Source organism: Streptomyces sp. NPDC029466 (genome assembly GCF_055574515.1).
Genome location: NZ_JBVHZH010000037.1, coordinates 64,672 through 87,345, shown reverse-complemented (window position 1 = coordinate 87,345; position 22,674 = coordinate 64,672). Strand labels below are relative to the sequence as shown.

General features: G+C 68.1%; 26 protein-coding genes. 11 read left to right on the top strand and 15 right to left on the bottom strand.

The features are described from left to right. Window positions 1-109 precede the first annotated feature (109 nt). On the bottom strand, window positions 110-847 hold the full coding sequence (locus tag ACZ4XD_RS26135; protein WP_468045938.1) for a M15 family metallopeptidase: 738 nt from the start codon (window positions 845-847) through the stop codon (window positions 110-112). Next, window positions 844-1,518 (bottom strand): GNAT family N-acetyltransferase, encoded by a 675-nt coding sequence (locus tag ACZ4XD_RS26130; protein WP_468045936.1) that lies wholly within the window; start codon window positions 1,516-1,518, stop codon window positions 844-846. Before ACZ4XD_RS26130 ends, ACZ4XD_RS26135 begins: the two co-directional genes overlap by 4 nt. Window positions 1,519-1,756: 238 nt before the next feature. On the opposite strand from ACZ4XD_RS26130, the gene ACZ4XD_RS26125 reads away from it, so the two are divergent. The 3 genes from ACZ4XD_RS26125 (at window position 1,757) to ACZ4XD_RS26115 (ending at window position 4,809) form a co-directional block, all read left to right on the top strand. Beyond that, window positions 1,757-2,131 (top strand): BlaI/MecI/CopY family transcriptional regulator, encoded by a 375-nt coding sequence (locus ACZ4XD_RS26125; RefSeq protein ID WP_468045934.1) that lies wholly within the window; start codon window positions 1,757-1,759, stop codon window positions 2,129-2,131. A gap of 7 nt (window positions 2,132-2,138) precedes the next feature. Then, window positions 2,139-3,128 (top strand): M56 family metallopeptidase, encoded by a 990-nt coding sequence (locus ACZ4XD_RS26120; RefSeq protein ID WP_468045932.1) that lies wholly within the window; start codon window positions 2,139-2,141, stop codon window positions 3,126-3,128. Between the two features lie 964 nt (window positions 3,129-4,092). After that, window positions 4,093-4,809: a DUF1775 domain-containing protein gene (locus tag ACZ4XD_RS26115; protein WP_468045930.1), complete on the top strand. Its 717-nt coding sequence runs from the start codon at window positions 4,093-4,095 to the stop codon at window positions 4,807-4,809. A gap of 260 nt (window positions 4,810-5,069) precedes the next feature. Here the strand turns inward: ACZ4XD_RS26115 and ACZ4XD_RS26110 are convergent, their stop codons facing one another. The 7 genes from ACZ4XD_RS26110 to ACZ4XD_RS26080 form a co-directional block, all read right to left on the bottom strand. Then, on the bottom strand, window positions 5,070-5,867 hold the full coding sequence (locus tag ACZ4XD_RS26110; RefSeq protein ID WP_468045958.1) for a CbtA family protein: 798 nt from the start codon (window positions 5,865-5,867) through the stop codon (window positions 5,070-5,072). A 12-nt stretch (window positions 5,868-5,879) separates the two neighbouring features. Next, window positions 5,880-6,107 carry a CbtB domain-containing protein gene (locus tag ACZ4XD_RS26105; protein WP_468045928.1) on the bottom strand — a complete coding sequence of 76 codons (228 nt, stop codon included), beginning with the start codon at window positions 6,105-6,107 and terminating at the stop codon, window positions 5,880-5,882. A 488-nt stretch (window positions 6,108-6,595) separates the two neighbouring features. Beyond that, complete coding sequence (locus tag ACZ4XD_RS26100; RefSeq protein WP_468045926.1) at window positions 6,596-7,747, bottom strand: acyltransferase family protein; 1,152 nt, start codon at window positions 7,745-7,747, stop codon at window positions 6,596-6,598. 344 nt (window positions 7,748-8,091) lie between these two features. After that, complete coding sequence (gene tatA, locus ACZ4XD_RS26095) at window positions 8,092-8,331, bottom strand: Sec-independent protein translocase subunit TatA (protein ID WP_468045924.1); 240 nt, start codon at window positions 8,329-8,331, stop codon at window positions 8,092-8,094. A 119-nt stretch (window positions 8,332-8,450) separates the two neighbouring features. Next, a complete protein-coding gene (locus ACZ4XD_RS26090; RefSeq protein ID WP_468045922.1) occupies window positions 8,451-9,032 on the bottom strand; it encodes a TerD family protein in 582 nt (193 codons plus the stop codon). 125 nt (window positions 9,033-9,157) lie between these two features. Then, a complete protein-coding gene (locus ACZ4XD_RS26085) occupies window positions 9,158-9,859 on the bottom strand; it encodes a hypothetical protein (protein ID WP_468045920.1) in 702 nt (233 codons plus the stop codon). A 140-nt stretch (window positions 9,860-9,999) separates the two neighbouring features. Further along, window positions 10,000-10,575 (bottom strand): TerD family protein, encoded by a 576-nt coding sequence (locus ACZ4XD_RS26080; RefSeq protein WP_468045918.1) that lies wholly within the window; start codon window positions 10,573-10,575, stop codon window positions 10,000-10,002. Between the two features lie 290 nt (window positions 10,576-10,865). Here ACZ4XD_RS26080 and ACZ4XD_RS26075 point away from each other — a divergent pair, with 290 nt between their 5' ends. After that, window positions 10,866-11,270, top strand: a complete 405-nt coding sequence (locus ACZ4XD_RS26075) for a BlaI/MecI/CopY family transcriptional regulator (RefSeq protein WP_468045916.1) — start codon at window positions 10,866-10,868, stop codon at window positions 11,268-11,270. A 4-nt stretch (window positions 11,271-11,274) separates the two neighbouring features. Continuing rightward, window positions 11,275-12,204: a M56 family metallopeptidase gene (locus tag ACZ4XD_RS26070; protein ID WP_468045914.1), complete on the top strand. Its 930-nt coding sequence runs from the start codon at window positions 11,275-11,277 to the stop codon at window positions 12,202-12,204. A gap of 110 nt (window positions 12,205-12,314) precedes the next feature. Here ACZ4XD_RS26070 and ACZ4XD_RS26065 read toward each other — a convergent pair whose 3' ends face one another. After that, the gene (locus tag ACZ4XD_RS26065) at window positions 12,315-13,349 is read right to left on the bottom strand and encodes a sporulation protein (RefSeq protein ID WP_468045912.1); all 1,035 of its coding nucleotides are present in this window, start codon (window positions 13,347-13,349) and stop codon (window positions 12,315-12,317) included. Window positions 13,350-13,727: 378 nt separating this feature from the next. Here ACZ4XD_RS26065 and ACZ4XD_RS26060 point away from each other — a divergent pair, with 378 nt between their 5' ends. Together ACZ4XD_RS26060 and ACZ4XD_RS26055 are read left to right on the top strand one after the other, a co-directional pair. Continuing rightward, window positions 13,728-15,062, top strand: a complete 1,335-nt coding sequence (locus ACZ4XD_RS26060) for a hemolysin family protein (RefSeq protein WP_468045910.1) — start codon at window positions 13,728-13,730, stop codon at window positions 15,060-15,062. Next, window positions 15,059-16,084, top strand: coding sequence for a hemolysin family protein (locus ACZ4XD_RS26055; protein ID WP_468045908.1), 1,026 nt, complete (start codon window positions 15,059-15,061; stop codon window positions 16,082-16,084). The genes ACZ4XD_RS26060 and ACZ4XD_RS26055 overlap by 4 nt, the downstream gene beginning before the upstream one ends. A gap of 9 nt (window positions 16,085-16,093) precedes the next feature. On the opposite strand, the gene ACZ4XD_RS26050 is transcribed toward ACZ4XD_RS26055, so the two are convergent. Beyond that, window positions 16,094-16,765, bottom strand: a complete 672-nt coding sequence (locus tag ACZ4XD_RS26050) for an AAA family ATPase (protein ID WP_468045906.1) — start codon at window positions 16,763-16,765, stop codon at window positions 16,094-16,096. A gap of 543 nt (window positions 16,766-17,308) precedes the next feature. Between ACZ4XD_RS26050 and ACZ4XD_RS26045 the strand changes: the two genes are divergently transcribed. After that, the gene (locus ACZ4XD_RS26045) at window positions 17,309-18,220 is read left to right on the top strand and encodes an ATP-grasp domain-containing protein (protein ID WP_468045904.1); all 912 of its coding nucleotides are present in this window, start codon (window positions 17,309-17,311) and stop codon (window positions 18,218-18,220) included. A gap of 113 nt (window positions 18,221-18,333) precedes the next feature. Here ACZ4XD_RS26045 and ACZ4XD_RS26040 read toward each other — a convergent pair whose 3' ends face one another. From ACZ4XD_RS26040 to ACZ4XD_RS26025, 4 genes are read right to left on the bottom strand one after another with little or no spacing between them, the layout of a single operon-like run. After that, the gene (locus ACZ4XD_RS26040; RefSeq protein WP_468045902.1) at window positions 18,334-18,519 is read right to left on the bottom strand and encodes a DUF397 domain-containing protein; all 186 of its coding nucleotides are present in this window, start codon (window positions 18,517-18,519) and stop codon (window positions 18,334-18,336) included. A gap of 12 nt (window positions 18,520-18,531) precedes the next feature. Continuing rightward, window positions 18,532-19,386 (bottom strand): helix-turn-helix domain-containing protein, encoded by an 855-nt coding sequence (locus ACZ4XD_RS26035; RefSeq protein ID WP_468045900.1) that lies wholly within the window; start codon window positions 19,384-19,386, stop codon window positions 18,532-18,534. A gap of 7 nt (window positions 19,387-19,393) precedes the next feature. Continuing rightward, window positions 19,394-19,918: a DUF6879 family protein gene (locus ACZ4XD_RS26030; RefSeq protein WP_468045898.1), complete on the bottom strand. Its 525-nt coding sequence runs from the start codon at window positions 19,916-19,918 to the stop codon at window positions 19,394-19,396. After that, window positions 19,890-20,297 carry a hypothetical protein gene (locus ACZ4XD_RS26025; RefSeq protein WP_468045896.1) on the bottom strand — a complete coding sequence of 136 codons (408 nt, stop codon included), beginning with the start codon at window positions 20,295-20,297 and terminating at the stop codon, window positions 19,890-19,892. The genes ACZ4XD_RS26030 and ACZ4XD_RS26025 overlap by 29 nt, the downstream gene beginning before the upstream one ends. A 249-nt stretch (window positions 20,298-20,546) precedes the next feature. On the opposite strand from ACZ4XD_RS26025, the gene ACZ4XD_RS26020 reads away from it, so the two are divergent. From ACZ4XD_RS26020 to ACZ4XD_RS26010, 3 genes are all read left to right on the top strand, one after another. Continuing rightward, window positions 20,547-20,972: an ATP-binding protein gene (locus ACZ4XD_RS26020; protein WP_468045894.1), complete on the top strand. Its 426-nt coding sequence runs from the start codon at window positions 20,547-20,549 to the stop codon at window positions 20,970-20,972. A gap of 425 nt (window positions 20,973-21,397) precedes the next feature. Beyond that, window positions 21,398-21,637 carry a hypothetical protein gene (locus ACZ4XD_RS26015; RefSeq protein WP_468045892.1) on the top strand — a complete coding sequence of 80 codons (240 nt, stop codon included), beginning with the start codon at window positions 21,398-21,400 and terminating at the stop codon, window positions 21,635-21,637. 545 nt (window positions 21,638-22,182) lie between these two features. Next, window positions 22,183-22,671 carry a hypothetical protein gene (locus ACZ4XD_RS26010; protein WP_468045890.1) on the top strand — a complete coding sequence of 163 codons (489 nt, stop codon included), beginning with the start codon at window positions 22,183-22,185 and terminating at the stop codon, window positions 22,669-22,671. Window positions 22,672-22,674: the final 3 nt, after the last annotated feature.

Genomic DNA, 22,674 nt, shown 5'->3' with positions numbered 1-22,674 from the left:
GTCGCCGCCACCGTGCGCACCAACGACACCGAACAGGACACCGGGGCCGCGGTGCTGGACATCAGGTGATGCCGTGCTCGACTCGGCGGCACGGAGAACTCATCGGTCGCTACCGGCCCTTGCCCGCGACGTAGGGCTTGGAGGGATATCCGGTGTCGAAGTGCATGTAGTCGGGTACATCGATGTTCTGCCAGACCCATCCCTCACCCGTGAAGACCCGCCAGACGAGGCCGTCTTTGACAATCTTCCCGCGGCCCTCCGTGCGCGCTTTGTGACGGGCCCCCGGCTGCCAGCATGTGCAGCGCAGGTCCCGCCACGGGTTCTCCCGTGGGTTGATGTCGACCGCACGGCCGTTGGCGTGGGGGGACTCAAGGGGCGGGGCGTTGATCTGGTCAGGGCGGCGGCAGTTGTAGGCGGCGGTGTTGTCGGCACGCAAGCTGGCATGGTTGTCTCCGCCGAGCTTCTCCAGCGGCTTCATGCTGCGGATGGGGAAGCCCTCGTCGAAGAGGCGGGTGAAGATCCGCCGGACGCTCTCCGCGGTGTCCCGGTGCACGACCAGGACGCCGCGGTGCGTCCTGCCGTCGAAGCCATGGTGATTGACCTCCACCCGACGCAGCTGTGCGCGGGTCGCTGGGCAGCCCTTGCGCCACATCCCGGCCGCCACCATCGCCGCCCACTGACGGGCGGGCACCTCGCGTACGGTCGCGTCCGCTGTCGGAGCCGGCGAGGACGGAAGGGAGTCCGGCGTGGCCGGAGAACGACCCGGTCCGGTGGTCACCGTGCAGGCCGTGGCCAATACGGTGAACGCCAGGGCGAACGGAAGCCTACGGTGCAGGGGACGGCTCACGGGGTGGGTCCTTGAGGAAAGGCGGCGGGGCCACGGGGGACGCGTTGCTGTAGCGGGTACGCGTAGGCGAGGAATGCCCGGCCCTCGGGGGTGCGGGTCTCGCCGGTGCGCTGCCAGCCGAGTCGTTCGTAGTAGTGGCCGGCCCCTCCTGGCCCGGCCTCGGTGACCAGGCTCACCTCAACGCACCCCATGGCAGCGGCGTCACTGCTGAACCGGTCGATGAGCGTGGCGCCCAGGCCGAGCGAGCGGGCAGCGGCACTCACGGCGACATGGGCGAGGACCGCGGTGGCGCCCTCATGCGGGTCGGCGCGTGGTGCGTGGTGCTCGGTGCGGTCGGAGGGAAGCAGCTTGCGCCCGTACCGGCTCAAGCGCGTCCGCAGGAAGTGCAGGGCGAGTGCGGGACGCACGGCCAGGGCGGCGCACGCCCGCAGGGCCAGGCGCCAGCCGTGGGTGCGGACGAGCCGTCGGCGATGGGCGACGGGGTCGGTCACTCCGACGAGGAAGGCGATGGGGTGGCCGTACGCGTCGATGACGTAGGCCCGTGCGTCAGGACTCTGCAGGTAGGTGGCCGTGTAGGCGGCCAGGAAGCGCGGGCCGAGTCGGGCGAAGAAGCCGTACGGGAAGCGGATGCGGTGTTCCGCCACCACGAAGTCCAGGTCGGTGGGTTCCATCGGCCGCAGCGAGCAGCCGAAGGGCAAGTCAGGGGCGGGGGCCAGGCCGCGCAGGAGCGGGCCAGGACCTCGCGATACGGAGGGGGCGGGCAGGGGCAGGGCAGGGCTCGAGGGCGCGAATGCGCGTCGTTCGACGTCCACACCAGCAAACTACTACACGGAGTAGAAGTTTGTGCAGTGGCGTCGCACATGCAGGTACCGTCGTGGCAAGCGGACAAGGCAAGAGGGAAGGCAGGCCATGCGGCCGTTCGGTGAACTGGAAGCGGACATCATGCGAGTGGTGTGGTCCGCCGGGGACGCCCTGAGCATTCAGCAGATCTCCGACGCCCTCAACGAGGAACGCCCGCTGGCCTACACCACGGTGATGACCGTCACCGAGCGCTTGCGGACGAAGGGCTGGCTGGACCGGGCCAAGCAGGGCAGGTCCTACCGCTACCGCGCCCTGCGCTCGGCCGACGACTACACGGCCGAACTCATGCAGCACGCGCTGGAGTCCTCCTCCGACCGCGGCAGCGCCCTGCTGCGTTTCGCCGGCCGACTGGACGCCTCCGAGGCGGCAGCGCTGCGGGAAGCACTGGGGCGGATGCCGCACGACCCCGGAACGGACAACTGAGGCCGCCGTGCTCGCCATCGTCGCGCTGCTTGTGCACACCGTCCTGCTCGGCGGGCCGGCCGCACACCTGCTGGCCCGCGCCCGGTGGGTCACCCGTCACCCGCGGGCCGCGCTGCGCAGCTGGCACGCCTGCGCACTGGGACTCCTCGGGTCGCTGACCGCCACCCTCGTACTGCTCGCCCACGATCTCTGGGAACACGGCATGGTGTGGCTCTTCCATGCTGACAAGCCGCTGATCCACGCGGCCTACGGAGGAACCTGGCAGGCTGCGGGCATCGCCGAAGCCGCGCTGTTCGTCCTCCTCCTGGGCTTCGCCGGCCTCGCCGCGCTCACCCTGCGGCAATCCTTGCGCCTTCGCCGCACACGCGACCGCCACCGGCTGACCGTGGCCGCCCACAGCGCTCCGGGCAGCGACGGAGCAACGGGTGTCCACGTCCTGACACATGACGTACCGGCCGCGTTCTGCATCCCCGGCCGAAGGGGCACCTCCCGCATCGTCGTGACCACCGCTGCCCGGGCGAGGCTGTCGGAGACGGAACTCGCCGCCACCATCGCGCATGAACGCGCCCACCTCCGTCTCGGCCACCACCGGGCGATCCTCGCGGCCGACGTTCTCGGAGCGGCCTTCGGCCGACTCGGCCTGCTGCGCGCCTACCCCGGCCAGGTACGCCGCCTCACCGAGATGGCTGCGGACGACCGGGCGGCGGCGCAGCACGGCAGGAGGAGCGTGGCCTCGGCCCTGCTGGAACTGTGCACCGCGACGGACACGGGCACCGGGACGGCGGGGCTGCCCGCCATGACGGGCCCCGACCCGGCCGAACGCATCCGCCGGCTCATCGCAGCGCCCGCCGTGCCTCTCCGCTCGTTCACGTCGGCCCTCACCCTCGTGGCCACCTCGGTGGTTCTGGCGTTGCCGGTCGCACTGTCGGTGGCACCGGCGGCCGTCCTCGCGGACACCGCACACCGGGCCACCGCCGGAGAGCCTGCCGACCGGTAGTGCGGTACGTCCTCGCTGTGCGGAAGCCGGATGGCGAGGTGAGTCACGCAGGCGGCGGGCCAAGTGACGTTATCCATGGGACGGGGTGCGCCACCCACACTGCGGGCTCTGACTGCGAGGTCGACGACGGCAGAGTTGCTCCGAGGCTGACAAGAAACCGGCAGCCGCTCGTGCACAGGCCACCTCGTGGGCAAGATGAACTCGCCATGCCACAGAGGAACCGCCCCAGTCCGACGCGCCCGGCCACGCTCATGTGGCCGGAACCCTGGGCGTTGCTCCGTGCGGGCATGTTCGCTTTGGTCAGCACGGTGCTGGGGACCACCGGCCACCACCTCGCCTCCGGCGCGCCGGTGTCTTGGCCGGCTCTTACGGCCGCGGCGGTGCTACTGTTCGGCCTGGGTCCGGCCCTGCTCGGCCTCGGCCGGCCGTCGTCTCTGCCACGGACCGTGGTGGCAACGGTGGGCTCCCAGGGGGCTCTTCACTTCTGGCTGCACGGCACAGGCGTGCCGCACCACACCACGGGCCATCCGTTTCCGCCGCCCGGCTCTTCGGCTCGGGCGATCACCCATGACAGCTGGCATGCCACACCTCACAACGGCTGGGCGATGTCGCTTGCGCATCTGGCCGGGGCTCTGGTGGTGGCGTGGCTGCTGCACCGGGCTGACGCCCGGGGGCGGGCTCTGCTGACCGCTGCCGATCAGTCGGTGCGAGTGCTGGTGAGCCAGGTCTGTCGCGCCCTTGCCCGATTCCCGGTGGCGCCGTTGCGGCTGAGAGTGGTTCACTCCCCGCGCGTCGGCCGTGAGGAACAGGAGTGGCAGCCCTCGGCCTGGACAGTCCTCGCGCACACCGTCACGCGACGCGGTCCTCCACGAGCGGGATATCCCCTCGCACCATGCACCCGCCGCAACCCTGCCCCGTTCCCGGGCCGGCGTGCGGACCTTCCGCTCATGAGGAGCAGTCAGGTATGCCCCGTATTGCCCGGGCGCGCGTCGCGCGCCGCATTCTCGTACCCGTAGCCGCCCTGGCCACCGTTCTCGCCGCTGCGGGGACCGCCTCCGCCCACGTCGAGGTCTCGTCCAAGGGCGCCCGCGCCTTGGACAAGAACGTCACCGTGTCGTTCGAGGCCGAGTCGGAATCTGACTCGGCCGGTATCACCAAGCTCCGGGTAGTGCTGCCCGAGGGCATCACCCCCAAGGACGTGAAGCTGACCGACGGACCCAAGGGGTGGAAGCTGACGCCGGGCGCCGACGGTTACACCGTTGAGGGCCCGGCCGTCACCACCGGCAAGAACGCCGAGTACGCGATCAGCGTCCGTCAGCTCCCCGACGCCAAGACGCTCGCCTTCAAGACGTTGCAGACCTACAGCGACGGCCGTACCGACCGCTGGATCGAACTGCCCAAGGCCGACGGAAGCGAGCCCGAGACGCCCGCGCCCGTGCTGGAACTCAAGTCGGCCGCACCTGGCGCCAAGCCGGAAGCCCCTGAGTCCAGCGCCACGGTCACCGCGGCCGACAAGGGCAACAGCCCGAGCCCGAAGGCGTCCGCCGCGGGCACTCAGGAGGCCGCCGCCGACGACAGCGGTTCCTCGGCGGTCGTGCCCCTCGCCATCGGTGCCGGCGTCGTGGTCGTACTCGCCGTCGCTTTCCTCTTCTGGAAGCGCCGCGACCGCACGGAGGCGTAACCGGTCGGCACAACCGCTCCTTGCGTCCGGCCGCGTGGTCCCCATCCGGGCCACGCGGCCGTTCGGCTTCGTAGGGCTGGTGCAGAGAGGACCAGAAGACGCCCCTGGCCACCCCCACCGACTCGCACCGTTGGACGAGAGGCCGGCCACAACGAGCCGTTGACCGCCGATCACTGGGCCGAAGGGCGGCAAAGCCCCGCCATGCCCGAAGGGGCAGACGGGGCCTCTTGCGCTCAATCCTGCCGAGCAGGGTCGGCGGTTCAGCTGATGGCTGGTGCTTGCCCTTGCCGCTTCGCCTCGGTGTCATGCGTGTCCGGGCCCAGAAAACGCTGAGCCAGGGCTGCGAAGACGACCCCGAAGGCTGCCCACAACGCGACCTCGACGGCGAGCGAAGCCATCCGGAACTCCCACAACAGGGCCGCAGGGAAGTCCGGTTTGACGGCATCGTCATTGGCGGGGAGGAACACGAACGCGACGGCCAGCGCGACGATGTAGCCCGCCCCGGCGGTCAGGGTCGCGTTCCAGTTCCCGAGGCGCGCGGCCAACCGTCGCCCGGCGATGACCGAGGCGACGCCCAGCAGCACACTGAGCAGGATCATCAGGAAGAACAGCGTGGTGCGCTTCCCGATCGTGTCCGGATTCCCGACGGCCGGTGGGGTGGCCGGGTACTTCAGGAACGGGACCAGATAGACGGTGGTGAAGGCCGCCGCGGCAGTCAGCGCCGCGGTCGCCCGGGGGCTGAACCGGCCCACACGGCCCATCGCGAAGGAGAACGCGAGAGACGCGATGCCGCCGAGCGCGACTCCGTACACGAGTACGCCGGTCGCGAGACCAGCCGTCGACTGGAGGGCACGGCTGACCGGTTCGTCCTCGTCCTCGGACATGGCGGCAGCATGACCGCCATGCTGCGCGTGCGCCGCATGAGACTGCTCCACCGCGATCGAGCCGTCCACGGACGGCTCACCCACCACGAAGGCTACGGCGAAGGCGAAGAGTCCGGCGATCAGGCCGGCGAGCATGCCACGGACCAAGAGTCCTCTGACCATGGAGGCGTGCACGTCCATCGCCTCTCAGTGGCAGGGGAAGCCGAGCAGATGACGTCCGTCGTGTACCCACTCGTGCACATCGGAGCCGGCGAACACGGACGTGGCGCCCTGCTCGGCGCCGACGAAGTACAGCGCGATGGCCATCAGAAGACCGACGAACAGGGCCCAAGGCAGTACCGCGCGCACAGGCAGAGCGGCGGGAACAGAAACAGACGGGGTGGATGCGGCAGCGGAGACGACAGCCTCGGCCATGGTGAACCTCCTCGGGGAACACGCGTCCCAAATGGTGGTGCAAGACGACGGTCACGGGTCTGACTAGCCGGGGCGCCCCTCGCGGGGATCGACCACAGCACACAGTGGCGCGACCGTGCCGGATTCTCACCGGACTTCCGTCCCGCCGTCGTCGCGTTGTTGAGATGTCGACATGACGGTACCGTGCCCTAGACCCCCGGCCAAGTGCGTGAGTCCAGCACCGCAGTCCGCCACGGAAGCGGCCGCCGACGGCTTGCACGCATACCACCGGCGAGCCGCCTTCCACGGCCGTGAACCGGCCTGACCGCGACCAACGCGTTCGACCTGGCGGAATTCCAGCCCAGGTCCCTCCACGCGGATTCCGGCGCTGAGGTGCACACCTCGCGAGTCCCTGTCACGAATGCGGTCAGCCGTCCCGCGCGGCGGGCAACGGTTGAACCCTCGCCCGCCGCGCGGATCGGCCTCAGTCTCGTGTGACCAACCACCGTTCAGTTGCGGCCGCGTGCCATCCCCACCGGGTCCTTCTTGAACGCCCAGGTCATCTTGGGCTCCATCGCCCAGCGGAAGGCCCGCTGCACAAGTGGTGTGCACAACACCGTGACCACGGTGCCCGCGATCAGCGTGAGCAGGACCGCACCCCACGGCGTATGCATCCACGGGTTGTCGTACCAGTCCCAGAAGCGCGACCCCTTGGCGAGAAAGCCGTGCAGCAGATAGCCGTAAAGGGTGCCCGCGCCCAGCGCCGTGCACCACATCGTGCGGCCCGGGATCCAGGCGAAGAAGCAGGCCACCAGCACGAGTGAACAGCCGAACATCGCCAGCGTCATCACCGCACCGCTCCACCACGGCGCGGCGAGTTCCTGTGCGGCGTCCCGGTGGTAGAACCACGCGGCGTTCATCCGCGGGGCCGCCCAGTACGCGAAGACCAGTGCGGCCGCGAAGACCGGTACGGCCAGGATGCGCGCCTTCTTGCGGCGTACGAGCTTGAAGTGCTCCGGCCGCAGCGACAGCCCGATCACGAAGAACGGCAGGAACTGAAGCACCCGCTGGAGGTCCATGTCATCGCCGATGTCCGGGGACACCGACGCCAGCACGGCGATGGCCAGCGCCAACGGGACGGGCCAGCGCACGATCTTCCACAGCGGGGTGGTTAGCCGCCAGACGAACAGCGCCAGCAGGAACCACGTCAGATACCAGGGGTCCGTCAGGCTCACCGGGTAACCCGGATCGTCATCCGCCCACCTCTTGAAGAGCGTGTAGGCGACTTCGAAGAGGATGTACGGCACGGCGACGCCGGTAATCAGCCGCTGCAGCCGGTCCTTGCGCATATCGAAACTGCGCGAGAAATAGCCGGAGATGATGATGAACGCCGGCATGTGGAAGGCATAGACGGTGATGTAGAGCGCCGCGGCGGAACGACTGCCGTCGCGCAGCGGCTCCCAGGAGTGCCCCATCGCCACCAACACGATGGCCAGGAACTTCGCGTTGTCGAAGAAGGCGTCGCGCGGCTTCGCCTTCGACGCTTCGGAGGCAGGCACTTCAGTGGAACTGCGAGTGGTCGCATGGAGCTGTGCCGTCTGCTCAGCGACGGGAGGGAGGGGCGCTCTCCTGCCGCTGGAGGAGGTGAGGAACTCCGTCACGGGATCACCCCACCGGAACCCATGCAGCGTATTCCGCATCTAACAAGGATTGTGGGGGAAGCGACGGGGAGAGACATCTGAGGCACCCTAGCCGCGCCTCCCATGAGTCGTAAATCCCCAGATGGAAATCGCGACCATGGTGACTTTTATCCGATATGGGAGTAGTAAGCACTCCCTATGCCTATCCGATGCAGCTTGGCGAAGTGTGTGGCTTTAGCACTCGCCGTACCCCGGGCGAGACGCAGGTTGTTGTCGGCGCATTCCTTGAGGTCATGTGGTTGAAGCGGCCGTGCGGTCCGGCAGGGCTACCGGTCTGGTCAGTGCTGCGGCACGTCAATACCTTGCTAGGCGGTGTGGCTGTGGCCGGTTCCCTTGTCGGGGTTGGCATGGATGACACGGGGATCCTGGCCGGACGGCGGTTCGCCGGTTGCCGGGGACGCCCGGTCGGCCTTCATCGCTCGGGCTTCGCTCTTGAGGATGCGGGCTGACTTGCCCATGGAGCGGGCCAGGTCGGGGAGTTTCTTGGCGCCGAATATCAGGATGACGACGATGAGGATGATGGCGGTCTCGCTGAAACCGAGCATGGCGTGTGGTCACTCCGGGGGGGCGGGTGTAGGGCGGCGCGATCGCTCGCCCCAGGCGGCAGGAGTTGCGCGGGAGGGACGACTGGCTGCCCCACGATCCGCGCCGACAGAACGAGCAGTTAAAGGTGAGAGGCGATCACGGGCATCAGGTCCTTGAAGGTTCGGCCGTCGGCCGGTTCCCCGATGGCGGACATGTTCCAGGTGTCGCCTGCGCGGTGGACCTTGGCCATGATCTGGGCGGTGCAAGAACCGCCGCCGGAGAGCGTGTAGCGGGCGAGTTCCTGGCCGGTCTCCTCGTCGATGAGACGGCAGAAGGCGTTCTGCACCTCCGTGAAGGTCTGCCCGGTGAACGAGTTCACGGTGAAGACGATCTGGTCGATGTGCGCGGGGAGGCGTGGGAGGTCCACCAGGATCGACTCGTCGTCTCCGCCCTTGCCGGCGCCCCCGACACGGTTGTCACCGGTATGGCGAACCGATCCGTCCTTGCTGATCAGCTGCTGGAAGAACACCACATCCACCGGCTCCTGGCCCGCGAAGAGCACCGCGGAGGCGTCGAGGTCGATCTCTCGGGCAGTCAGTCTGGCCAGGAAGCCCTTGCGTGAGGAGGCCTGCCAGCCCAGACCCATCCGTACGACGCTGAGCTTGCCGCCGCCGGTCTTTTCGAGACTGATCTGCTGACCCTTGGCCAGTGTGACTCCCACGTTTTCCTCCTGAGCTCGGGGGCCGAAGTGCGGTGCCTTTGCGTCGCGTTGGGGCGACCATCCTGAATCTACAGCACTGTAGAAGCGCGTTGCAGAGGGACGCGCCTGACGCCGAAGGAGAGCGTTCAGTCCCGAGTGGGGGCGGCAGGGCCCGTGAAGTCCGGGCTCGCGTAGTCGGGGCTGCTGTAGCCGGGGCGGGCGCGGTGCTGTGGGGCTCGGGAGGGCGGAAGTGCCCGTGGAGCGGGCAGCTGCAACTGGCGATACAGGAAGGGCAGCAGGCCGCGTTCCAGCAGAGCACGCTGCCATTCCTGCTGAGCGCGGGCGACAGCCTGCGCTCGCGGGGCGTGGGGTGCCGCGCGCTGCCGAACGGCCGTGGCGAACAGAGCGACGGCCGCGGCGAGAGCCGCGACAGCGGCCACGGCCGCAGCCGTCCAGCCTGCACCGATCAGCGCCTCCGCAAGCGGCTCCTGGACGCCGGCCAGCAAGAAGACATGGCCGAGGAGAAGGAATATCGTCGCCGCCGAAGCGGACAGGAGCGGCGTGAGCACGGCCAGGGCCGCCAGTAACCCGCGTCCCCCGTTCAAGCCCGTTGTGGGCGCCGGGGCACGCGCGGCGGCCCGCAGCCGGAGTAGGGCGGCGTACTCGGGCGCGGCTTCGGCTGCGATGGTGTCGGCTGCGGCCAGTGCCCGGGCTCGTAGTTGTGCGGCGGTGACCGGCCTCTCGGGATGCTGCACGGCCGCACGGACGCCGGGCATGTTCAGTGCTCGGCGGAGTGCGGACTCGAAGTCGGCCTGGTCCACGGGCTCAAGGCGGGCAGGCTCGTTCATGAGGGTCCTTTGATCGTGTCGTCGGGCAGGCACCGGCGTCCTTGCGCCGTGCGGACATCCGGCGGCTGGGTCGGGGATGCCCTGGCTGCGGGCAAGCCAGGGCTGGTGCCCGGCCCGCTCGCAGTCAGGTCTCCGTCACATCAGACGCTCACGCCGAAGTCGGCGGCGATACCTGCCAAGCCGGAGGCATAGCCCTGTCCGACCGCACGGAACTTCCACTCCGCGCCATGCCGGTAGAGCTCGCCGAACACCATCGCGGTCTCGGTCGCCGCGTCCTCGGACAGGTCGTAGCGGGCCAGTTCGGCGCCGCCGGCCTGGTTGACCACGCGGATGAAGGCATTGCGCACCTGGCCGAAGCTGTGGCCGCGGCTCTCGGCGTCGTGGATGGATACCGGGAAGACGATTTTCGAAACGTCGGCCGGCACGGCGGCGAGATCGACCTTGATGAGCTCGTCGTCACCCTCGCCCTCACCGGTGAGGTTGTCACCGGTGTGCTCGACCGACCCGTCCGGACTGGTGAGGTTGTTGTAGAAGACGAAATGCCGGTCGGAGCCGACCTTGCCCGATTCGTTGACCAGCAAGGCGCTGGCGTCGAGGTCATAGTCGGTGCCGGTGGTCGTCCGGACGTCCCAGCCCAGGCCGACCAGCACGGCGGTCAGGCCCGGAGCCTCCTTGCTCAGCGAGACGTTGCCGCCCTTGGCGAGGCTCACACCCATGTCGTATCCCCTTTCCGAGTCCGCGAGCCGGACGCGCGGCGCCGCCTCGCGAGTGACAGACCGTAGAATCTACAGCAGTGTAGAAGTTCATGGTGGGAGCCTGGCAGACGGGCGAGTCTTGCCGCACGGTGCCTGCGTGGTGGTGTCCCGTCCGCCGTGGTCGAATGCCAACCTGCATGCCGCCCGAGCGATGCCAACACCGCGGAACGGTCGCCGGCGCCGTGCCGAGACTCAGTACGATGAACCGCTTCGCGGCAGCACGCGGGCATGGACGCGGGAGGTTAACGGGCATGACGGACCAGAATGAGGGCGGCGCCGAACCGCCTATCCGTCGGCGCGGCCAGGGCGAATTGGAATCACAGGTGCTTTCCGTGCTGCGGCAGGCCCGGGCACCGGTTACCGCCGCCTGGGTGCAGGACCGACTCGGTACCGGCCTTGCCTACACCACCGTGATGACCATCCTGACGCGCCTGCACACGAAGGGCGCGGTCGCCAGAGAGCGGGCCGGCCGATCCTTCCAGTGGACTCCGATCGCCGACGAGGCAGGGCTGGCCGCATTGCGCATGCGGAGGGTTCTGGACGCCGAAGCCGACCGGGAGGCCGTCCTGACCAGCTTCGTCACCACACTGTCGCCCGACGATGACATGCTGCTGCGGAACCTGCTGGCCCAGACGGCCGGTGAAGGAGAAGACTGAAGGTATGGGGTTCTTCGTCTTCCTGCCGCTGGTGCTGCCTTTGACGGCGTGGCCGATCGCGCGCCTGGCAGAACACCGCCTTCACCCGCGTGCCGCCACCTGGCTGCTGACCACTGTTGCTGCTGTTCTCGCAGTGTGCAGCACTCTGTGTCTGGCTCTGCTGATGGTCGTCGGGACCGCGCAACTGCCCGGCAATCCACTGCCGGACGGCTGGTCGGACCCGGAGGTGCGCGAAGCGGTGCCGTACGACGAAGTGGCGGGCAGGGTCGCGATCCCCGCACTGTTCGCCGTGATCGCCGCTTGTGCAAGAGCGGCCTGGCGGCACCACCGCCTACGCCGGCACGCGGGGCGAGCTCTGTCGGGGCTCCCCGCCACACCCGTGGCCGTCCTCCCTGACACGACGCCGTACGCCTACGCCTTGCCTGGCAGGCGCGACCGCATCGTGGTCACCACGGGCATGCTGGCCGCACTGAATGCGGCCGAGCGCCGGGCCCTGTTCGCCCACGAGCGCGCTCACCTCACCGCCCGGCACCACCGGTTCCTGCTGGCCGTGCAACTCGCGGCACGCGCCAACCCGTTCCTGCGGCCCCTGCGTACGGCTGTGGTGTACACCGCCGAGCGATGGGCGGACGAGGAGGCAGCCACCGCCGTCGGCAACCGCCACGTCGTGGCACGAGCGGTCGGCAAGGCCGCGCTGATCTCACGCGGAGCCCCCACCGCAACTCTGGCGGGCTTTGCGTCCGCAGGGCCGCTGCCGCGACGGGTGGCTGCCCTGCTCGGGCCGGCCCCAGCCGCGCGCAGCTGGCCGCCGGTCTTCACCACAGTGGGCCTGGCCGCCTGGGGAGCCGCAGCGGGCACCGCGATCTCGGCGCTGTCCTCAGCCAACTCCGCCGTGACGCTCTTCTTCATCCTGGAAGCGGCGACGCCACTCTAGGAATAAGGGTCCGGGCCGACTAGGAGGACGGCCCGGACCACCGATCCCTCTGCATGACCTAGGAATTACCAGGGCCGGATGCAGGAGTTACCGGGGCGGCGAAGGGCCCCTCAGTCGTCGTCGCCCTCGAAGAAATCACCGACCTCGTCGACGACTTCAGCCGCCACCATTCCGCCGACGACGCCGACCGCGAGTCCGGCCGCGCCGGCCGCGACCACGGTGCCCATGCCGGGACCGGAGCGGTGGCCGTGACCGTCACCATGGTGGTGATCGCCGTGACTGTGGTGGCCATGACCATGGTGGCCATGACTCTTGTCGGCATACGGGTCGCCGTGCGCGTACGGGGTGCTGTGCCCGTAGGAGCTGTAGGAAGCGCGATGGTCGACCAACTTACGCATCCAGGAGTCGACTTCGGCATTCCAGTCACGGTGCTGAACGTCGTGATGGCCGACGGTGAAGCGGGTCACCTCGTCGTGCCCTTCGGCGAAGAAACCTCCGCGCTTGTCGGCCTCCAGAACCACCTCCATGCCCCCAGGGCTGGCGAGGAAGGTCACCTCGATCTCGTTCACCTGGTGCGCGTACTGCGGGGAGGGTGCGAGCTCGACCTCCTGGTAGAAGGGCAGCTGCTGGCCGGTACCCCGGATGTGCCCCAGCTCCAGGTCAGCGGACTTGAAGCCGAAGCCGAGCTGGCCGAGGGCTTCAAGGATCGCCTCCTGGACGGGAAGAGGCCGCACGGAGAGAGGGTCGAGGTCGCCCTTGTCCTTGGCGCCGGCCACCCCGAGCTCGGTCCGGACGCCGAGCACGATCCCCAGGTTCTGGCCGTAGAGCTCGGTGATCGGAGTCTCCCACGGCAGCATCACGCTGAAGGGAACACTGCGGTGCTCCCCCGCCGTGAGGCGGAAGCCGCCGCCTACGGTGAACCGGTCGAAGACGATCGCGCCCTCCGATTCCCCGTCGTCGTGCTCAGCCTCGACCCGCGCGATCAGCTCCAGGGTGATGTGCTCGATCGTGAAGTCGGCCTCGCCGCCCTTCAGATAAACCTGGCCGGCGAGGCTGCCACCGGGCAGCACCGCACCTGCGTCCAGGACCGTGTCTACCGCGGGTCCGCCCACCCCGAGTGAGCCGAGCAGCCGTTTGAACACCATCGTGGCGTCCACTCCTTCGTTTTACATGTGATTCTTGCGCCCAGGTGACCGGGCAACATCCCGACCCCCTATGCTTCTACACAGCTGTAGAAGCATAGGGGGCGACGTCTCCACCGGTGCGAGATCCCGGCGGCCTAGAAGGAGAAAGTCCGAAAGGCGCCCGGTCGGGAGCCAGAACCGTCCGGCGAGGGCATTTTACCGATCCTTTACTGCCGTTTCGGAGATACTGCCACCCCGGTCAGCCCACACAACGACATGCGGATCCGCCCGATCCGCCGAGCACAGAAGGAGCAGCAGACCCGCAATGGGTGAACCTCCCAGTCCCAGCCGTGCCACGCCCTGCCCGCGGATCCGGAGCCGGAAAGCGGGGGTGGCACGGTGACCGAAGTCCTGCTGCTCCTCGTCGCGCTGGCCCTGACCCTGGCGTGTGCGGTGTTCGTCGCCGCCGAGTTCTCCCTCACCACGGTCGAGCGCAGCGAGCTGGACCGTGCTGCTGCGGCCGGTGAGCGTGGCGCCGAGGGCGCCCTGAAGGCCGCCAAACGTCTGACCTTCCAACTCTCCGGAGCCCAGCTCGGCATCACGGTGACCTCGCTGGTGATCGGCATGATCGCCGAGCCGTCGGTCTCCGCCCTGCTCAGCGGCCCGCTGGAGGCCGTCGGGTTGCCCGGTGGGGCGGTCTCGACCACCGCGACCCTGCTGGGTGTGGCGATCTCGACCACTGTGCTGATGGTGGTCGGCGAACTCGTGCCGAAGAACTGGGCGATCTCTCGCCCGCTGGCTGTGGCCAAGGTCGTCGCAGGACCGCAGCGCGTCTTCACGGCCGCCTTCGGCCCGCTGATCCGCCACCTGAACAACACGGCGAACCGGCTGGTGCGCCGCTTCGGACTGGAGCCGGCCGAGGAACTGGCCTCGGCCCGTACTCCCGAGGAACTGGTTGCCCTCGCACAGCACTCGGCACGCGAAGGCGCGATAGCGGCGGACTCGGCGGAGCTGTTCGTCCGCACCCTGCACCTGAGCAAGCTGACCGCGGAGAACGTCATGACCCCACGGGTGGACGTACAGGCCCTGGAAGCCCATGCCACCGTCGCCGATGCCGCGAATCTGACACTGGCCACCGGCCTGTCCCGCTTCCCGGTCTACCGCGACAGCCTCGATGAGGTGATCGGCACCCTCCACATCCGCGATGTCCTGGCCCTGGAGGAGGAAAAGCGGGCCGCTACGCCGGTCACCGACCTGGCTACCGAGCCACTGATGGTCCCCCACTCCCTGCCGGTGGACACCCTTCTGGGGCGGCTGCGCAAGGCCCGCACCATGGCCGTGATCATAGATGAGTACGGCGGCACCGCCGGTGTCGCCACTGTGGAGGACATCGTCGAGGAGGTCGTGGGCGAGGTCCGCGACGAGCACGACCCCGTGGAAGTACCTGACCTCCTCGAAGCGCCGCCGGAGAACGACCGCCGTGCCTGGGAGGCCGACGGCAGTGTCCGTCTCGACCAACTCGCGGCCATTGGCCTGACGGTGCCCGATGGCCCGTATGAGACGCTGGCCGGCCTGATCGCCACGCTCCTCGAACGCATCCCCGCCGAAGGCGACACCGTTGCGGTGGATGGCTGGGACCTCGCTGTTCTCGACGTGGAGCACCACCGTGCCGACCGGGTGTCGGTCACCGCACCCGCCCCGTCCGCGACCGCCCCCCAGGAGGAGGCCCGATGACCGCGATCCAGCTGCTGATCGGCGCCTTCACTCTGATCACCAACGCCTTCTTCGTCGGCGCGGAGTTCGCGCTGATCTCGGTCCGGCGCAGTCAGATCGAACCAGCCGCGCGCAAGGGCAACCGGCGTGCGAAGAGCGCCCTATGGGCTCTTGAGCACCTCTCCGCAATGCTTGCCACGGCCCAGCTCGGCATCACCGTCTCCTCCCTCGTGCTCGGCGCCGTCGCCGAACCGGCGATCGCGCACCTGCTGGAACCGCCCTTCCGCACCATCGGTGTGCCTGACGCGCTGATCCACCCGATCGCGTTCGTCATCGCGCTGACCCTGGCGACCTATCTGCACATGCTGGTCGGCGAGATGGTGCCGAAGAACATCGCGCTCGCCGCACCGAAACCGACCGCGCTGCTGCTCGGCCCGCCCCTGGTCGCTCTCACGAGGGCACTTCGACCGGTCATCTTCGGGATCAACGCCTTCGCCAACACTCTCCTTCGGCTGCTGAAGGTCGAGCCGAAGGACGAGGTCTCCTCCGTCTTCACCGACGACGAACTCGCCCGGCTGGTCAAGGACTCCAGCGCCGCCGGCCTGCTCGACCCGGAGGACGGCGAACGGCTCCAGGATGCCCTCGAACTCGGCAGCCGGCCGGTCGGCGAAGTGATGGTCCCGCTGGACAAGTTCGTCACGGTCGGCCATGACATCACCCCCCGCGGCCTGGAACGGGCAGCCGCTGCCAACGGCTTCTCCCGCCTCCCGGTCACCGGGCCCGGCGCGGAGATCCAGGGCTACCTGCACATCAAGGACGCCCTCGGCATCGCGGAGCGCATCGTACCCTTCCCACGCACCGCGCTGCACCCGATCACCAAGGTCGCGCTCGACGCCCCGCTGGACGACACCATGACCGCGATGCGCGCGGCCGGAACCCATCTGGCCGCCGTCACGGGCAACAAGGGCACCGTCATCGGCTTCGTCACCATGGAAGACGTTCTCGAAGAGCTCGTCGGCGCCGCACACGCCACCGAGGACTGACGCGGACGGCTAGCGGATCAGCTGCCTCTGCGGCCAGGCATGTGGGGCGACGAATTGCACTGCCGTCACCCGTTCTCGCGAACTGCGGTCCAACAAGACAACTGACGCCGCCTCCCGAACCGGGCCACGGGCGGGAGGCGGCAGTGCGTCAGGCTGCCCCGGCAGCCCGACGGTCGCCGCTGATGCGGCGTCAACCTCGTCGGCACACCCTGGTGCACACAGCTGTGCCGTACCGGGCCCGGACAGCGCCTGAAGGAGCCGGTCGAGCCCCTTACGGTGCCGGTCGAAAGCACGTCGCGGGGCCCACCGGCTGCGGGCTGCCTGGCCCGCCAATGCCTCGGCCACCCCTACATCCAGCACGACCAGGTGCAGTTCACGTCCCTGCCGTCCGGCGCTCCTGCTCAGCCAACGGCGCATCCACGGCCGACCACCGCAGTCATGGACCAACAACGGCCCGCCACCTCGAACCGCGGTGCGCAGCCAGCGGAAGTACCTCCACCGCGCCCAGGGCCGGTACACCGCGTACGGCAACCATGCCGGCATCACCGCCTCACAGGAGACATGGACGATGCGCGGGTCAATGACGAGCGCAGCCTTGGACCAGCGGTGCAGCAGGGTGCTCTTACCGCTGCCCGGCAATCCGGAGACCACCACCACCGCACCCGCGGGATACGACAGCACAGCCGGAACATCCCCCGAGCCCCGCAGATCCACCAGTCCGCGCGGCAGCAACGCCGGCCCCTCTTCTGAAGCGGCAGACGTCGCCGTACCCGACCAGACCGAACTGCCCACTACCCCACCCTTTGAACTGACTGTGCCACAGCCGCCACAAGCGGCCGTTCCGTCCTCGGCGCCGACGACGATCCGCCGCCCTGCTGCCGGGCCCAAGCCCCGAGGATTGTTGCGGGACGGATCACGAAATCTACAACACTGTAGAATCAGCCTCGCTGTGACCACCGCTGACAGATTGACTCACGCCACAGCCACGAGCGCCGCACACCGGCTCATCCAGCTACACGAGCGGCTGACCTTACGCCGCCTGGACCGTTCAAAGCCGCGACGCGACATCGCGCCGTACGCAGAATCCCCGTTCCGCCTCGCCCTGACCGCCAATGACGGACCTTATGCTCTACACCCTTGTAGAAGACGACAGATGGGATCCTGATGCGTCACAGCCCTTCCGGACGAGCGGCGAACGTGCGGCAGCACGACAAGAGCGCACCCATGAGGCTCTGCTTCCTGGTGGAGGAGCAGTACCGCTACGACGGAATGCCGCTGGACGTCATCCGCCAACTCACCGCCTGGGGCCACCGGGTGGATGTGCTGCAGCCAGGGCGCGCACTGATCTGTATGTCCGAGGCAATACAGGCGGGCAGTCATGACGCCTGGGTCCTCAAGACCGTCGCCGGCGGACCCGGGCTGCCCCTGCTGGAGGCCGCTGCCTCCGTCGGCCTGACCACCGTGAATGACGCCCGCTCCATCCGCGGCGTTCGCGACAAAGCCCTCGCCGCGGTGATCGCCCGCAGGAACGGCCTGCCGGTTCCCGTGACGTACGCGGCAGGCCGGCCCGAGGAGTTCGCGGCAGTACCCGCGTCGGAATTCCCCCTCGTAGTCAAGCCCGCCGACGGCAGCTCGGGCCGCGGCGTCCGACTGGTCGCGACACCGGACCAACTGACTGCTGCTGACGCCGAACCGACCGGCGGCGGCCTGCTCATCGCCCAGCCCTACGTCCCCAACTCCGGCACCGACCTCAAGGTCTACTGCATCGCCGGTGATCTCTACGCGATCGAGCGGCGCTCACCCCTGCACCGAGGGGAGGAGGTACGCGAACGCCACGTACCGCTGCCCCCCGAAGTCGCCCGGATCGCCACCGAGATCGGAGCCGTTTTCGGCCTCGACCTCTACGGCGTCGACGTCCTCCTCGGCCCCGACGGACCCGTGGTCGTCGACATCAACGACTTTCCCAGCTTCCGCCGGGTACCGGACTCGGTCGCCCGCGTGTCCGCCGCCATCCTGCGCCTCGCCCGCACCGGGGGCGGGCAGCCGGTCACCGCACCCGTTCCCGTCATGCCCACCCTCCTCCCGGCACAGCCCCGTGTTCGCCCCAGTGGCTCCCTGCCGGTTGGTGGGCAATGAAGCCGAACGCCCAGCCCCAGAGGGCCCCGCTATGCGCTGCACTACGCGATCTTCCACGACCTCGGCCGGCTCGTCCGTCGGCCCCGGGATCTCGAAGATCTGCCCCGTCGCGCCTAGAAACTCTGCCGCTTGCTGAACTCGACGAACGCCACCCAGGACGCGTGCGGGAAATCCAGGACTACACCGTCCCGGTCCTTGCTGTCCCGCACCAGAACCTTAGGCGGGGTCTCGTCGGCAATCTCGATGCAGTTGTCCGACTTCGTGTAGGTACTGGTACGCCACTTCGACTTCTCAGGCATTCTTCCGTTTCCTCAATCGATAGGCATTCGATCGAAATGCTGAATCGCAGTAAAGATGAGGTCCCTGACCGGGGCTCCGTACACTGCTGACTGCTTCAGACGGGCGAACGCCTTGGCATAGAGTTCGACCTCCCGTGGCTGCGTCACGGAAAACTCCGCCGAGTACGTCTCCACGAGCACGAGCTTGTCATCGAACATGGAGAAGGAGTTTCCCGGCCAGATGGAAAGCTCTGCATCTCGGGGAACGATCCCCAGGCTCACCCGCGGAAGGCGAATTGCAGAAAGCAGCCGGTCGAGCTGTCCTTTCATCACGTTCGGCCCCCCGAAGTTCGAGTAGAGAGCCTGCTCGCCAAGGATTACGTTAAAGATCCGGTTGCCCTGGTACAGATACTTGTTCCGTTCGAGCCGTTTGGCCGTTGCGGCCTCCGTGTCATCGGGAATCTCGTAGTACTCGACGACCTGCTTGAAAGTCTCTGCGGCGTACTCCGGTGTCTGAAGGGTCCCCCACACGAGCGTGGGGTGCCAGATGCGGAACAGCTTGGTCTTCGCATAGACCGGAAGTGCGGCCTGCTGCCTCTTCTCCGCGCCGGTCGCGAGTTGCCGGCGCCACTCAAGCCATAGCTCGTCGATGTGCCGCACGGTGGCAACCAGGTCATCGACGTGCTCTCCCTGCCCTGTCGCCGAGCACCAGGTCCTGATGTCCTCTTCGCTGGCGTTCTGCTTACCGTTTTCGAGGCGCGAGACCTTCGACTCCTGCCAGCCGAGTTCACGGGCGAGCGCCCGACCGCTCGCGAATCCTGCATCCTTCCGGAATCCGCGCAGCCGGGCGCCCAGCGCCTCTCGTGCCTCTTGCGCTTGCGTGCTCACCGAGGGGTCAGAGCTTGTACTCGGAGTGGGGAATGGCCAAGGCCCAGAGCCGATCACGCAGACCGATGCACTCGGCCACGATGTCCGGGTCCTCGATGATCTGCGAGCCCAGGACCCGGCCTTCGGGGTCGAAGTGGCCGACCGCGAGTAGACGGTCGTCGTACAGCCACCAGTCGTTCCCGCCAACGGGGAAGTTGGCGCCCTCGGGCACTTGGTGCCGCGGAAGCCAGCGGATGTCCTCGCCGGCCTCGATATTGAGAGGGGTCAGCGAGTGCTCCCATCCGACGTACTGAGAGTGCGGCTCGGTGATCACTCGGACTCGCCGTACTGTCTTGCCCTCCCCGGTCACCCGCTTCATGAGCGTCATCCAGGGGTCGAGCCACGAGTAGTCGTCAGGTTCGCCCCTCTGCCACCGCGCATACGGGGTGTCTTCGATGGGCGAGCCGTAGTCGTCCCTCAGCTCCAGATGGAACGCATCGCGCTCGAAGCGGTTGAACAGCTCGTCACGCTGGGCGCTGGTGATCAGGTCCACCGTTCTCCTCCAGTAGGGCTGTGATCGAGGACTTGGGTACCTCGATGCAATCCTCATAGTCAGGCAAGCGCATCTGGCTCAGGGCCTCGGCGTCACGCATCACCGGACCTTGCACGATGCACGTGCCCTGCTCGGTGACGAGCATGATCGGGTCGTCGAACCTCTTGATCTCGCCGTGCGAAAGGCCGTCCTTGGTCAGGTGCTCGAAGAGCTCGGTCGGCACCTCGACTGCCGTCTGTCCCTCCGGCACATCGAGCTGCATGAGCAAGTCCTGGGCATAGACCTTCCAGCCTTGGACGACATAACTGTCCTGATCACTGGCGTACAGGGTGGGACTGTCTCCGGGGGTGGAGTTCTTACCAAGGAACCGTAGCCTCATGGTCACTCTCCCGTCGTCTGCCTTGCGCAACATTGCGCGACATCACGATGGTCGATCCCGTGTTCGTGCTCGTCAATCGACTTGCTGCAAACTCGCGCAATCTTCTTGGGAGTTGGTACCACAGCGCTCTACGTTCTTCCTGACCCCGCGTGACGCCGCCGGTCAGAACCGGTGGCTTTTGGAGGAGAGTGTGCCGTCCCTGTTCCCCCGTCAGGGCCGGGCGTTCCACCACCCCGGAGGGAAGACCCCGTGACCGTGACCGCAACCAGCCCCAGCGCCATCGGCGCCCCTGGGTACAGCGAGACGCTGCGATGCACACCCGAATCCGTACGTCTGGCTCGTCGACTTGTTCACGGTGCCCTGGAGACCTGGAACTTCACCCAGCTCATCGACGACGGGGCTCTGATCGTCACGGAGTTGGTCGGCAACAGCGTGCAGCACAGCACATCCCGCTACCTCCGCGTCAGCATCAGCCGCGCCAGCAACGACCGTGTGCGGATCGCTGTCAGCGACAGGTCGAGCGAATCGCCCTCGCGGCGGACGCCGAGCGATGACGAGGAATCCGGCCGCGGGCTGTTGCTCATTGAGGGAGTGGCCGACCGGTGGGACACCGAATACCGCCGTTGGGGAAAGATCGTCTGGGCTGAGCTTTTCGTCGGGGGGAGCGCACAGTGACCCGGTACACACGAGGCAGCATCATGACCCCAACCCGCCCCATGGCCCTTCCGGCTGTCGTTCCCTTCGTAGCTGCGTGGGACAGCGAGCGCGCCGGGCTCGAATCCGACCTGACCGTTGAATTCACTCCCGATCCACGTCTTGCCTACAGGGAAGCTCCCCGGCCTACTGATCGTGACGACTCGGGTGTACTCAGGGCGCGGATGACTCACTCCCCCGGGGTCGGCCGGCCGATCTACGACAGCATGCACCCGGCGCGGCAGTACCTCTGCATGTCTTCCATGAAGTGTCAGGTCTGCGGCCATCCGGCCAGTCGCAACGGAGACGGTTGGCTGTTCCTCGACTGGCGCAAACCGTGGGACCCGCCGACGTGGCCGGAGCGCTCTCGGACGGAGATGCCGCCTTTGTGTGACGTGCATGCACGTATGTCCGTCGAGCAGTGCCCGCACCTGAGCAACGCGGACTCCGTAGTCCTCAGGGTCAGGACTCCGCGGCTCTGGGGTGTCTCCGGAACCGCCTACCAGCTCACGGTCGGCGGGTGGCAAACGTACGAGACCGACGTGATGTTGCCCTACGGCCATCCGGGCCTGAAGGCCGTGCTCGCTTCCCGGACGGTCCGCGAACTCCGCAACGTCACTGTCATCGACCTGCCGAAGGGAAGCTGAGGGCGATGCCGCACCTGCTCCCGGCCCGCCGCAGGAGGGCTCCGCTCTCCAACGCGGAACTCAACTCGCAACGACTGCTCAAACCGCCACGTCGCAGTCTCCGGAGTCGGCTCCTGTCAGCTGGTTGGGAGATCGAGGAATGGTGGTGTCGCCATGTCTCCCAACGCGAGCTGTACCGGCACCTCGACGCCCTGGGCAGAGCCGTCCGCGCGCAGCTTCCACCTGAGTGGGGCACCCCAGAGCACGCGGAGAAGATGCTTCGCGACCTCGGCGAGCGGGTGTCCCGCCAGGAGGAGGACGCGAACCGGCCTGGCAGCGCCCCCACCGCAGCGTCACCGGAGGACCAGCTCACGCGCCCCCCTGAATAGGCGGCGCCGGCCGCCGCACCCCAGGACCACCCGCCCCGGTTGCGTGGACAGACAGCCGCAACTCGGGCGGGCAACGGCCCAGCCCGGTCGCCCTGCCGATCACTCCAGGCAGGCGGCCGGATCGGGTCAGCAAGTGCAGCACTCCACAGCACAACCCGCCAAGTAGGAGGCACGCACATGTCCGTCACAGTCGAAACCCCGACACGCACCCGTGATCCGCGGGTCATCCTGAACGCGCTCCAAGAGCGCGTGCCCCACCTCGTCGCCGATGTCGGAGTGGAGGACCTCTGGGAGCGTGAGGTCCGGCTCCTCCTCCGTGACAGCGTCCAGGTCCGCAGCCTGGCCGAGCGTGTCCTCGGCCAGGGCATCGCCTACCTGATCACCGCCATGGAGAACCCCGGAATGGACATGGGCGTCGGCAAGACGGTCGACATCGGCGTCCACCAGATCATCCTCGACACGCCTCTCTACTTCGCGTTCTGCGACCAGTACAACGGCGGTCACTACAAACACCACGCCCCGCTGATCGAGCGCCGCCGCGACGGCACCGTGATGCGCACGGCCGGACTCATCAACCAGAACGGCTTCAAGGTCGACACCGAACTGTGGGCGTCGGACGAGTCCGACTGCTCGCCGTGCGACAACAAGGTGCCCGACAGCCACTGACCC